The 11,918-nt window shown below is 66.8% G+C and carries 10 protein-coding genes; 5 read left to right on the top strand and 5 right to left on the bottom strand.

The features are described 5' to 3' along the window. Positions 1-43: 43 nt before the first annotated feature. The 5 genes from ppx to IFT58_RS13150 all read right to left on the bottom strand — a co-directional run bounded on the left by ppx (position 44) and on the right by IFT58_RS13150 (position 7,621). Positions 44-1,567, bottom strand: a complete 1,524-nt coding sequence (ppx, locus tag IFT58_RS13170) for an exopolyphosphatase (RefSeq protein ID WP_188324909.1) — start codon at positions 1,565-1,567, stop codon at positions 44-46. 72 nt (positions 1,568-1,639) lie between these two features. Continuing rightward, positions 1,640-3,727 (bottom strand): polyphosphate kinase 1, encoded by a 2,088-nt coding sequence (ppk1, locus tag IFT58_RS13165; RefSeq protein ID WP_192080896.1) that lies wholly within the window; start codon positions 3,725-3,727, stop codon positions 1,640-1,642. A gap of 4 nt (positions 3,728-3,731) precedes the next feature. Further along, positions 3,732-5,060 carry a phosphate regulon sensor histidine kinase PhoR gene (gene phoR, locus IFT58_RS13160; protein WP_192095400.1) on the bottom strand — a complete coding sequence of 443 codons (1,329 nt, stop codon included), beginning with the start codon at positions 5,058-5,060 and terminating at the stop codon, positions 3,732-3,734. Between the two features lie 72 nt (positions 5,061-5,132). Next, on the bottom strand, positions 5,133-5,822 hold the full coding sequence (phoB, locus tag IFT58_RS13155; RefSeq protein ID WP_188324906.1) for a phosphate regulon transcriptional regulator PhoB: 690 nt from the start codon (positions 5,820-5,822) through the stop codon (positions 5,133-5,135). A 155-nt stretch (positions 5,823-5,977) separates the two neighbouring features. Then, positions 5,978-7,621 (bottom strand): M48 family metalloprotease, encoded by a 1,644-nt coding sequence (locus IFT58_RS13150; protein ID WP_249405696.1) that lies wholly within the window; start codon positions 7,619-7,621, stop codon positions 5,978-5,980. A gap of 141 nt (positions 7,622-7,762) precedes the next feature. Between IFT58_RS13150 and grxC the strand changes: the two genes are divergently transcribed. The 5 genes from grxC to IFT58_RS13125 all read left to right on the top strand — a co-directional run bounded on the left by grxC (position 7,763) and on the right by IFT58_RS13125 (position 11,643). After that, entirely contained in the window at positions 7,763-8,059 is a 297-nt protein-coding gene (gene grxC / locus IFT58_RS13145; RefSeq protein WP_192095397.1) for a glutaredoxin 3, read from the top strand. Further along, the gene (locus tag IFT58_RS13140; protein ID WP_188324903.1) at positions 8,056-8,445 is read left to right on the top strand and encodes a carboxymuconolactone decarboxylase family protein; all 390 of its coding nucleotides are present in this window, start codon (positions 8,056-8,058) and stop codon (positions 8,443-8,445) included. Before grxC ends, IFT58_RS13140 begins: the two co-directional genes overlap by 4 nt. A 327-nt stretch (positions 8,446-8,772) precedes the next feature. Beyond that, positions 8,773-9,777 carry an isocitrate dehydrogenase gene (locus IFT58_RS13135; protein ID WP_188324902.1) on the top strand — a complete coding sequence of 335 codons (1,005 nt, stop codon included), beginning with the start codon at positions 8,773-8,775 and terminating at the stop codon, positions 9,775-9,777. Between the two features lie 181 nt (positions 9,778-9,958). After that, positions 9,959-10,678 (top strand): isochorismatase family cysteine hydrolase, encoded by a 720-nt coding sequence (locus IFT58_RS13130; RefSeq protein ID WP_192095396.1) that lies wholly within the window; start codon positions 9,959-9,961, stop codon positions 10,676-10,678. 50 nt (positions 10,679-10,728) lie between these two features. Next, positions 10,729-11,643: a LysR family transcriptional regulator gene (locus IFT58_RS13125; RefSeq protein WP_192095393.1), complete on the top strand. Its 915-nt coding sequence runs from the start codon at positions 10,729-10,731 to the stop codon at positions 11,641-11,643. Positions 11,644-11,918 lie beyond the last annotated feature (275 nt).

Below are 11,918 nucleotides of genomic sequence, written 5' to 3'. Positions count from 1 at the left end.
AACGGCCCGCTGCGCTCGCCGACCGTGGGTCGGCGCTACGTGCTCAGGCCACGAACGGCTTGAACTGGATTCCCAGTCCGGCCATGCCGTCGACTTCGCCGATCAGGTCCGCGCGCAGCAGGGGCCGCGGATCAATGAAGGCCTGCGGGACGATCAGTGACAGCCGATCTTCTTCCGCGGTGAGCTCCAGCGCCGGCAACGGCGTGGACTCATGCGCGCGGTTGACCAGCACCGCCAGCCGCAGCAGGGCGGCCAGCCGGCGTGCCGGCACCACCAGGCGCTCGGGCAGTGCCTCGAAGGCACTCTTCGGCACATTGCGCCGATGCGTGCGCACCAGCGCCGCCAGCATGTGCTGCTCCTGGCGCGAGAACCCGGCGATATCCGAGTTTTCCAGCAGATAGCTGCCGTGGGTGTGGTAACCGCTGTGCGCGATCATCAGGCCCATCTCGTGCAGGCGTGCCGCCCAGGACAGCATGCGTGCGTCATCCGCTTCCAGCTTCCAGGTGTCCTGCACCTGGTCGAACAACGCCAACGCCGTGGCCTGTACGCGGTCCGCCTGCGCGACGTCGATGTCATAGCGCACGGTCAGCGCATCGATGGACACGTCGCGCGGATCGTTCTCGCCGGCGCGGCCGACGATGTCGTACAGAATGCCTTCGCGCATCGCTGCCTTGCTGACCAGCAGCTTCTGCAGGCCCAGCGCCTGGAACGCCGCCTCCAGCACCAGCACGCCACCGGCGATGATCGGCCGACGATCGCCCCCCAGTCCGGGCAGCACGATGTCCTCGATCTTCTTCGCCTTCAGCAGTTCGTCGCGCAACTGCGGCAGGGCCTCTGCCGTGATCGCGCCCTTGCTCAGTTTCATCGTCGCGCAGATTTCGCTGATCGCCTTGTGCGTACCCGACGATCCCAGCGCCTCGTCCCAGCCCAGCGCCCGGTACTTGCTGGCAAAGGGCTGGAACTCGCGGCCGATCTCGGCCAGCGCGTCTTTCCAGCGCTTGCGGCTGAGCTTGCCACCGGGGAAGAAACGCCGCGTGCTGGCAATGCAGCCCGCCTGCAGGCTTTCGCGCTCCAGGGTCTGCATGCCGGATCCGATGATGAACTCGGTGGAGCCGCCGCCGATGTCGATCACCAGGCGGCGCTGGCCTTCTTTCGGCGGCTGCGCGTGGGCCACGCCCAGGTAGATCAGGCGCGCTTCTTCGCGGCCGCTGACCACCTCGATGGAATGGCCCAGCGCGGTCTCGGCCGGCATCAGGAACGCCTGCGGCGAGCGCAGTTGGCGCACGGTGTTGGTGGCCAGTGCGCGCACGCGGTGCGGTGGTACATCGCGGATGCGCTGGCCGAAACGGGCCAGGCATTCCAGCGCGCGCTGGCGCGCCTCGCTGGACAGCCCGCCCTTTCCGTCCAGGCCATCGGCCATGCGCACGGTCTCGCGCAGGCGATCCACTACACGCAGTTGCCCCAGCGTGTAACGGGCGATCACCATGTGGAAACTGTTGGAGCCAAGGTCGATGGCGGCCAGCAGGTCACCATCGTTGAGCGCGGGGGAAGTCGTGGTATGCGGCATGCGCAGATAGTAGCCGAAGGCGGGTGCTGCTCGTCACCGCACCGCCTTCACGTCATTGCACTGCAGCGGTCGTCAAAGCCCCTGCATCAGCCCCATCTGTGCCGAATGCGGTGCCTCATCGTGCGCCGGTGCCAGTTTCACGTAGCGCCCGTCGGCCTGCAGTTCCCAGGCATTGAGGTTGTCATCCAGGTAGTTCTGCAGCACCTCGCGGTACACGCGGCGGGCCAGCGCCGGATCCAGGATCGGGAAGCCGGTTTCCACCCGGCGCAGCAGGTTGCGTTCCAGCCAGTCCGCACTGGCGCAATACAGTTCCGGCGCGCCGTCGTTGCCGAACCAGTACACCCGGCTGTGTTCCAGGAAACGGCCGACGATCGAACGCACGCGGATGGTGTCGGACACCCCCGGGACGCCCGGGCGCAATGTGCACGCACCGCGGATGATCAGGTCGATCTGCACCCCCGCCTGCGAGGCGGCATATAGCGCACGCACCACCTGCGGCTCGTTGAGGGCATTCATCTTGGCGATGATGCGCGCGGGATGGCCGGCCTTGGCGATGGCGGTCTCGCGTTCGATGCGCTTGAGCACGCCGGTATGCAGGGTGAAGGGAGACTGCAGCAGGTGCTTCAGCTTGGCCTTGGAGGCCAGTCCGGACAGCTGCTGGAACAGCAGGTGCACGTCGTTGCCGATGTCCGCATCGGCGGTGATCAGGCTGATGTCGGTATAGGCGCGTGCGGTGCCACTGTGATAATTGCCGGTGCCCAGATGTACGTAGCGGCGCAGCTTGCGGCCTTCGCGACGCACGATCAGCAGCATCTTGGCGTGGGTCTTGAAGCCGACCACGCCGTACACCACCTGCACGCCGGCTTCCTGCAGGCGATCGGCCAGGCCCAGGTTGGCCTCTTCGTCGAAGCGCGCACGCAGTTCCACCACCACGGTGACGTCCTTGCCGTTGTGCGCGGCCTGGATGAGCGCCTCCACGATCAGCGAGTCCTTGCCGGTGCGGTACAGCGTCTGCTTGATCGCCAGGACGTTCGGATCCACCGCGGCCTGCTTGATCAGGTCCAGCACCGTGCCGAACGAGTCGAACGGGTGGTGCAGCAGCACATCCTGGCGGGCCACGGTTTCGAAGATGCCGTCCCCTTCGCGCGTGGTGCGCGGGGACATCGGCGGGTACTTCAGGTCCGGGCGTGCCAGCACGTCATACAACTGGATGACGCGGTTGAGGTTGACCGGGCCATCGATGTAATAGACCGCGTTCTCGGTCAGGCCGAAGTTCTGCAGCAGGGTGCGCACGATGTCACGTGGCGTGTCCTGGGCGATCTCCAGGCGCACCGCCGGCCGGTAGCCGCGGTCCACCAGCTCATCGCGCAGTGCCAGTGCCAGGTTCTCGACTTCTTCTTCGTCCACCACCAGCTCGGAATTGCGGGTGACGCGGAACTGGTACGCGCCCTCGACCTCCATCCCCGGGAACAGCTCATCGACGAACGCCGACAGCATCGAGGACAGGAACACGAAGTTCTGCCCACCGCCCAGCCGTTCCGGCAGCTGGATGATGCGCGGCAGCGAGCGCGGAGCGCGCACGATGGCCAGGTGGCCACTGCGGCCGAACGCATCCACGCCCTTCAGCACCACCACGATGTTCAGCGACTTGTTGAGGATCTTGGGGAACGGATGCACCGGATCCAGGCCGAGCGGCGACAGCACCGGCATGATCTCGTTGCGGAAATAGGCGCGCAGCCAGCGTTTCTGCCGGTGCGTCCACGAATGGCGGCCCAGCACGCCGATGCCGGCGTCCTGCAGGGCAGGGCGCAGCACGTCGTTCCAGCAACGGTACTGCTGGTCCACCAGCTCGGCGGCGCGGTCATGGATGGCGTTGAGAATCGCCTGCGGGCTCATGCCATCCGGCGCCGGCGGCAGGCCGAACTCCTGGGCGTGGCGCACGGCGGCAGCACGGATCTCGAAGAATTCGTCCAGGTTCGTGCAGGAAATGCACATGAAGCGCAGACGCTCCAGCAACGGCACCTGCGGGTCCAGCGCCTGCGCCAGCACGCGGAAGTTGAAGTCCAGCTGGGACAGCTCACGGTTGATGTAAAGCGCCGGATCCCGCAGTGGATCGGCTTCCGGATTCAGGGGAACAGGGAGGGATCCAAGGCTGCTCATGATGTCAATCTTCGGCGTGGTGATGGGGAGCCGTCTCACGCACGCGTACGTGCTCGGCGTCGAAATGGCAGGAGAACGTCGAGCCCTTGCCGACCTCGCTCTGGATTTCCAGGCGGGCGTGGTGCAGGCCGAGGATGTGCTTGACGATGGACAGGCCCAGGCCGGTGCCGCCGCTTTCGCGCGAACGGCTGCTGGACACGCGGTAGAACCGCTCGGTCAGGCGTGGCAGATGGTTGGCCGGGATGCCGTAGCCGGTGTCACGCACCGCCAGCATCACCCCGTCGCCTTCGCGGCTGAAGGTCACCCGCACCTGGCCGTCCACAGGGGTGTAGCGCACGGCATTGGTGACCAGGTTGGAGAACGCACTGTGCAGTTCCTTGATGGATCCGCTCAGGTCCACGCCGGCCAGATCTTCCACGGTGATCCTGTGCCGGCCCTGGCTGTGCGCTTCGGCCTCGCGTCGCAGGGTGGCCAGCATCGGCAGCATCGCCACGGTCTCGGCCTCGCCGGTTTCCTGCGATTCCAGCCGCGACAGGGTCAACAGGTCTTCCACCAGCTGGGCCATGCGCTGGCTCTGCTTGCGCATTTCTTCCAGCATCGGCCCGGTGCCCGGGAAATCCTCCGGGTCCATCATGTCCAGGTAACCGTGCACCACGGTGAGGGGGGTGCGCAGCTCGTGCGACACGTTGGCCACGAAGTCACGACGCACCTGTTCCAGCCGCAGCAGCTTGCTGACATCGCGGGCGATCAGCAGCCAGTGGTCGGACGAATATGGAATCAGGCGCAGGTTGAGGCGGATCGCCGGATCGACCGGCGAGGCGACGTCCAGAATGGGTTCGGCATTGCGGCCACCGGCCAGCCAATGTGCCAGCGGCATCGGTTGCAGGCGCTGCACCAGCGCCTGGCCCAGATCGCCCGGATGGTGCAGGCCGAGCAGCGTGGTGGCGGCTTCGTTGAACCACTGCACGCGCTGGCTGTTGCGGTCCAGCACCACCACCGCATCGGGCAGGGCGGCGGCGGCGGCACGGTAGCTGCGCAGCATGTCCAGCAGGCGGCGCTTGCGCACGCGCATTTCGTGCTGGTTGCGCGATACCACGCGGTCCAGCTCGTTCCACACGCCCGCGCCCTCGGCGATCTCCCAGCGCTGGCGCGCGGTCAACCGGCCCAGCACCCGGCGCAGACGCCAGTAATGCCAGCCCAGTGCGCCGATCGCCGCCACGGCGAGCCCCATCCAGACATCGCCCAGCAACGCACCCACCACGCCGGCCAACACCAGCACCGTGGCCAGGGTGGCCAGGGTCTTCAACCAGGCAGAACGGATGTGACGCGGCATTGCAGGTACCAGTGAAAGTGGATGAAGAAGGTCGCCCAGCCCCGCACTGTAGCGGGGTGGCGCGACCAGCGATCAGGTAGAGGTGGAAAAACGATAACCGGCGCCGCGCACGGTCTGCACCATGTTCTCCGCGTTGAACGGTTCCAGCGTCTTGCGCAGGCGGCGGATGTGCACGTCGATGGTGCGCTCCTCCACATACACGCTGCCGCCCCACACATGGTCCAGCAGCTGGGTGCGGGTATACACGCGCTCAGGGTGGGTCATGAAGAAGTGCAGCAGGCGGTATTCGGTCGGGCCGATCGGCACCGGCTGGTCGTTGGCGAACACGCGGTGCGCGGCGCCGTCGATACGGATCACCCCAACCGCCACGCTGCCGTCTTCGTCATCGTCGCGGGCCCGGCGCATCACGGCCCGGATACGCGCCAGCAGCTCGCGCGCGGAGAACGGCTTGACCACATAGTCATCGACGCCGGCTTCCAGCCCACCCACCCGATCATTTTCCTCACCGCGCGCGGTCAGCATGATGATCGGTACTTCGCGGGTCAGCGCTTCTTTGCGCCAGCGGCGGGCAAGGTCCAGGCCGCTGGTGCCAGGCAGCATCCAGTCCAGCAGGATCAGGTCCGGCACACGGTCGGCAATGGCCGTCTGTGCTTCGCGGGCATCGCCCGCATGGATCGGCTCGTAATCCCCTTTGCGCAGCGCAAAGGCGACCATTTCGCGGATCGCGGGTTCGTCGTCGACGATCAGGATGCGTTTCTGCACAGGGCCACCGTAATGCTCATCAGATCGGGAATGACGTCAGTAGACTACGATTTGATGACAGGTTTGTGACCCACGGCGCGCAGATGTCATACAAACCCCCAAAGGGGTAGAGCCGACTTCAGTCGGCTCCCCAAATCCCGCCCCAATAAACCCACTCAGCGCCGTTCCAGCTCCGGATCATTCACCCCCTGCCGCCGCATCTCCAGCACCGTGGGGGTGATCGTCTCGATACGCGCATCCACCCGCGCCCGGCTGACATAGTCCAGCTCCGGCTGCCGCTTCAGTGCCTGCAGTTGCATCAGCGCCTGCTCCGGACGGCCGTTGAGATAGGCCGCCTCCGCATACGCCTCACTGGCCCGGTGGCCATCGCCCGCCAGTTCACTGGCCCGCGCGAAACGCTGTTGGAAGACCGGATCGTTGCCGCTTTGTGACAGCAGCGGCCGCAGCATCGCCTGTGCACGCTGGCCCGCCACCTGGCCGCCCTGTTCATTGAGGATCTGCGCGAAGGTCAGGGCGACCGGACGGCTGCCCGGATGCTGCCGCAGCAACTGTTCGAACCGCTCGTTGGCCTGGGCCGGATGCCCCGAACGCGATTCGGCTTCGCCCAGCGCCAGGCTTACCCACAGATTGGCCGGATCGGCATCGTGCAGCTCCGCCAGGGCGCGCGCTGCGCCGGCCGCCCCGCCGGTCCCGGTGGTCAGCTGGGCCAGCGCCTGCCCATACCGCTGCGCCGGGGTCAGGCCGCCTTTCTGGCTGCGTGACAGCGATTCGTACTCCCGCGTCAGCTCGGAAGGCGTGGGCGCACTGAGCACCCGCAGGCGCTCGCGGGCCCAGTCGAACTGGCCGCTGGCTCCGCGGCTGAGCGAGCCGACCGCTACCTGCATGCCTGGCGGCAGCAGCAGGTTCTGCCGGCGCGAGATCGGATCAGACAGCCCCGGGTCGCTGGGATTCACCCGTTCCTGGCGCACGCCACCGGGAACTTCGGTGGTCAGCACCACCGTGTCCTTCTTCATCTGCTCGGCGCGCAGCTTGGCCTCGCTGATGCGGGTGGTGTTGACCGGGTGGGTGCGCAGGAAGTCCGGCACGGTGTAGCCGCCGTCGTTGCCGCGCATCGAAGCGCTCATGCGCTCGAAGAAGCCGGCCATCGCATCCACGTCGTAGCCACTGCGGGCCAGGGTGCGGATGCCCAAGCGATCGGCTTCGGATTCATTGGAGCGCGTGTAGTCGATCTGCCGCTGCTGCATCAGGCCCATGCCCGAGGCGATACTGGCCATGGTCGCGTTGCCGGCCGAATTGCCGCCGGCCTGCTGCGCGGCCACCACGGCGGCCAGCATGCCCAGCAGGATCGGGATCTGGTCGCGCTGGGCCCGTTCAACACCGCGCAGCACGTGCTGCTGGGTCACATGGGCGATTTCGTGGGACAGCACGGCCGCCACTTCATCCTCGCGCTCGGCGGTCAGCACCAGGCCCGCGTTGACCCCGATATAGCCGCCCAGCGTGGCGAAGGCATTGATCTGCCGGTCCTTCATCATGAAGAACGTGTAGGACTGACGCGGCTGCGCGCTGTTGGAGCCCAGCCGGGTGCCCATGGTCTGCAGCCACTCGGTGACCAGCGGGTCGTCCAGCAGGTAGCCGTAGTTGCGCAGCTCCCGCAGCATCATCCCGCCGTACTCGGCCTGCCGTGCAGGGGTCAGCAGTTCACCCGCCGACGAGCCGATGTCGGGCAGCGATTCCTGCGCCTGCGCCAGCGGCATGGCCAGCGCGAGGGTCAGGGCGGCGGAAAGCAGCAACAGTCGCAAGCGGTCAGTCCTCGGGCAGCGTCCCACAGCGTGGCAGGCCGGGGGGAAACCTATCGTTAATCCACAGTGTTGCGGCCGTGGCGTGGATTTTCCATCAGGCCGCTACCATATACAGACAGTCGAACCGTCGTGGAGTTTCCCGTGAGCCAAGTTGAACAGCCTACCGGTGGCGCGCCCACCATCACCATTTATTCCACCGCCGTGTGCCCGTACTGCGTGGCCGCCAAGAACTTCCTCAAGAGCAAGGGCGCGCAGTGGACCGAGGTGCGCATCGACCTCGATTCAGTCGAGCGCGAGAAGATGATGGCCAAGACCCGCCGCACCAGCGTGCCGCAGATCTTCGTCGGCGACGTCCACGTGGGCGGCTACGACGACATGATGGCCTTGCACCGCGAAGGCAAGTTGGAACCGCTGCTGGCCGGGCAGGCGCAGGCATGAGCACGGCCGACGACAGCGCGGACAAGCTGGCCGAGTTCACCGCCTACCGCAAGAAGATGAACGAACGCATCCTGGCCGAGCCCAACCAGGTGGTGCGCCGCTTCTTCGCGCTGGACACGCAGACCTACCAGGCCGGCGCGTTGGATGTGAAGACGAAAGAGCTGCTGGGTCTGGTCGCCTCGATGGTGCTGCGATGCGATGACTGCATCAGCTACCACGTCGCCCAGTGCAAGGAAGCCGGTGTCAGTCGCGAAGAGTTCTTCGAGACCTTCTCGGTGGGCCTGGTGGTGGGTGGATCGATCGTGATCCCGCACCTGCGCCGCGCGGTGGACTTCCTGGACCAACTGGAAGCAGGCGCCGACGCCCCCGCCGCGCACGAGCACTGAGCCACGCCGCGGCGGGCCGCGTCCTTCCGCCCGGATCCGGTAGCGCCGAGCCACGCTCGGCGGCTTTCCGCTGCGCTCGCCGATCATGGATCGGCGCTACCAGACCCCGCAATGCGTCTGGTGACACAGCCCCTTCTGTTGAAGGGGCGCGCCGACAGGCGGGGGTAGAGGAAGAATGCGCGGGCAATTGTGCCTCTGCCGGCCTCACACTTTGGTCTATTTGGGGCCTTCGACCCGGCTGAGGCATAATTGCGGGTGAAACTTACCTGCGCCGGTGCACCGGGCACCCCCGGACGGCGTTTTTCCCCCAGTTCGGAATATCGATCAATGACGCAGAAAATCACGGTCATCCGCGGCGATGGCATCGGCCCGGAGATCATGGACGCTACGCTGTACGTCCTGGACAAGCTCAACGCCGGCCTGGAATACGAAGACGCCGACGCAGGCCTGGTCGCGCTGGAAAAGCACGGCGACCTGATGCCGGCGTCCACGCTGGAGTCGATCGCGCGCAACAAGATCGCCCTGAAGAGCCCGCTCAGCACGCCGATCGGTGGTGGCTTCACCTCGATCAATGTCAGCCTGCGCCGCCACTTCGACCTGTACGCGAACGTCCGCCCGGCGCATACCTTCCCGAACACCAAGTCGCGTTTCGAGAACGTCAACCTGGTGACCGTGCGCGAGAACACCGAAGGCGCCTACCTGGCCGAAGGCCAGGAAGTGTCGGCCGATGGCGAGACCGCGTTCTCGGGCACCCGCATCACCCGCAAGGGCTCCGAGCGCATCGTGCGCTATGCCTTCGAGCTGGCCCGCGCGACCGGCCGCAAGAAGGTCACCGCGGTGCACAAGGCCAACATCATCAAGTCGACCTCGGGCCTGTTCCTGGCCGTGGCGCGCGAAGTGGCGGCCAAGTACCCGGACATCGAGTTCCAGGAAATGATCGTCGACAACTGCTGCATGCAGTTGGTGATGCGTCCGGAACAGTTCGATGTGATCGTCACCACCAACCTGTTCGGCGACATCATTTCCGACCTGTGCGCCGGTCTGGTCGGCGGCTTGGGCCTGGCCCCGGGCGCCAACATCGGTGAGAACGCGGCCATCTTCGAAGCCGTGCACGGCACCGCGCCGGACATCGCCGGCCAGGGCAAGGCCAATCCCTGCGCCCTGCTGCTGGCAGCGGCACAGATGCTCGACCATATCGGCCAGCCCGAAAATGCCGAGCGCCTGCGCAAGGCCATCGTCGCCACGATGGAAGCCAAGGATTCGCTGACCGGCGACCTCGGCGGCACCGGCAACACCATGGGCTTCGCCCAGGCCATCGCCAGCCGCCTGTAAGCGGCCTGCGTCATCGGCTCGAGCGGGATCAGCGGGGCGCCTTCGGGCGCCTCGCTGCGTTTGCAGGGCAGGGCACTCATCTGTGCGCATTCCGCACAGATGGGGTGCGTTCAAGGGGCTGTTTGGTGCGTGGCCGCAGGGTCACCATGGCCGCACTTCCTCCCCATCCAGGTACACCCTCATGAACATTGCAGCATTCGGCCTGGCCAGCCTGATCGGCATGGCCGCCGTAGCCCCGGTCGCCGCCGCCGAGCCGGCCCATCCCACCATCCGCCAGATGGCCGGTGCCACCGCCATTGATGCCCTGCAGGCAGACAAGACGGCCATCGTCGTCATCGATTTCCAGAACGAATACTTCCCGGGCGGCCGCATGGTCATCCCGGATGGCACCACGGCCCTGAAGAACACCCGCCGCCTGATCGACGCCGCCGATGCCAAAGGCATCCGGGTGATCCACGTACAGCATGTGTTGCCGGCCGGTGCGCCGTTGTTCGCTGAAGGCGGCAAGACCGTGCAGTTCCACCCCGACATGCAGCCGCGCGCGGGCGAAACGGTCGTGCAGAAGGACAACGTCAGCGTGTTCGCCGGCCATTCGGCCGCGGTGATGGACAAGACCCTGAAGGATGCCGGCATCGACACCCTGATCATCACCGGCCTGCAGACCCACGCCTGTGTGTCTGGCGCGACCCGTGATGCCGCGGCCGCCCCGCGCGGTTACCGCGTGATCGTGTCGTCCGACGCCACGGCCACCCGTGACCTGGACCTGGCCACCGGCGCCAAGGTGGACCACAAGACCCTGCACGCAGCCAGTCTGGCCACGCTGGAAGATACCTATGGCGATGTCATGACCACCGACGCCATCATCGGTCTGGTCAACAAGGCCAGCGCCGTCGCGCGCTGATAAGCTGGCCGCGCCCGCAGCACGCGGGCGCTGGCCGGAGCCTGGCTGAGATGGACCATTTCGCCGCCCTGCGCGCGCTGCGTTCGATCGTGGAAGCGGGCAGCTTCACCGCCGCCGCCGAGCGCCTGGGCACCACCCACTCGGCGATGTCACGGCAGCTGCGGCAGTTGGAAGAGCACCTGCAGGCCCGCCTGCTGGATCGCAACAGCCGCCGTTTCTCGTTGACCGAGGCCGGCCGGCAGTATTACGCCGAGGCGGTCGAGCTGCTTGATCGACTGGAACTTGCCGACAATCGGGCGCGGGCCGGCCAGGTACAGCCCAGTGGGCGCCTGCGCATCAGCGTGCCCCAAGTGGTGGCCAGCCAGGAATTGCCGCACTGGCTGCCCGCGTTCCTGACCCGTTATCCGGATGTCGCGCTGGACCTGTGCGCCGATGACCAACTGGTGGATGTGGTGGGCGGTGGCTTCGATCTTGCCCTGCGCATTGCCCACGAACTGCCCGACAGCCAGATGGTGGCGCGCGAGCTGGCGCGGTGCGATCTCGTGCTGGTCGCCGCACCGGCGTACATCGCCCGGCACGGACTACCGCGGCAGGCTGCCGAACTGGAACAGCATGCCTTGTTGGCGTTCAGCCCGACCGCAGCGCGTGCGGCGTGGCAGCTGCACGGACCGCGCGGCGTGTCGCTGACGGTTGAACCCGGCCAACGGCTGTGCGTGGATGCCACCCCGGCCCTGTATGCCGCCACGCTGGCGGGCATGGGCATCACCCTGCTCACCGCCCTGACCGTGCAGGAAGACCTGCGCGCCGGACGGTTGATCCGCATCCTGCCGGCCTGGAACGGCGGCCGCCGCCACTACTTCGCACTGTATCCCCATGCACGCGCCATGGCCGCCAAAGTGCGCGTCCTGGTAGAGCACCTGCAGACCCACTACGCCGCACTGCAGGCCTCCCTCGACGCCCGCTGACGAATGGGCAGGTCGACATTGACGGTGAATGGGTGGGTAGCGCCGAGCCACGCTCGGCGAGCGCGCAGCGCGGCGCCTTTGCCTTCCCGCCGAGCACGGCTCGGCGCTACCGAAGCAGCATCACGAACACCCGAAGCCCGGTAGCGCCGAGCCACGCTCGGCGAGCGCGCAGCGCGGCGCCTTTGCCTTTCCGCCGAGCACGGCTCGGCGCTACCAAAGCAGCATCACGCAGACCCGAAGCCGGGTAGCGCCGAGCCACGCTCGGCGAGCGCACA

Source organism: Stenotrophomonas sp. CFBP 13718 (assembly GCF_014842145.1).
Classification (GTDB): domain Bacteria; phylum Pseudomonadota; class Gammaproteobacteria; order Xanthomonadales; family Xanthomonadaceae; genus Stenotrophomonas.
This window is presented reverse-complemented; position numbering and strand designations above follow the sequence as displayed.

Excerpts from the sequence above, each read along its gene's own strand:
- ppx (WP_188324909.1), bottom strand. The coding sequence starts at position 1,567 with ATGCCGCATACCACGACTTCCCCCGCGCTCAACGATGGTGACCTGCTG.
- IFT58_RS13140 (WP_188324903.1), top strand. The coding sequence starts at position 8,056 with ATGAGCACGGCCGACGACAGCGCGGACAAGCTGGCCGAGTTCACCGCC.
- ppk1 (WP_192080896.1), bottom strand. The coding sequence starts at position 3,727 with ATGAGCAGCCTTGGATCCCTCCCTGTTCCCCTGAATCCGGAAGCCGAT.
- IFT58_RS13130 (WP_192095396.1), top strand. The coding sequence starts at position 9,959 with ATGAACATTGCAGCATTCGGCCTGGCCAGCCTGATCGGCATGGCCGCC.
- IFT58_RS13125 (WP_192095393.1), top strand. The coding sequence starts at position 10,729 with ATGGACCATTTCGCCGCCCTGCGCGCGCTGCGTTCGATCGTGGAAGCG.
- IFT58_RS13135 (WP_188324902.1), top strand. The coding sequence starts at position 8,773 with ATGACGCAGAAAATCACGGTCATCCGCGGCGATGGCATCGGCCCGGAG.
- phoR (WP_192095400.1), bottom strand. The coding sequence starts at position 5,060 with ATGCCGCGTCACATCCGTTCTGCCTGGTTGAAGACCCTGGCCACCCTG.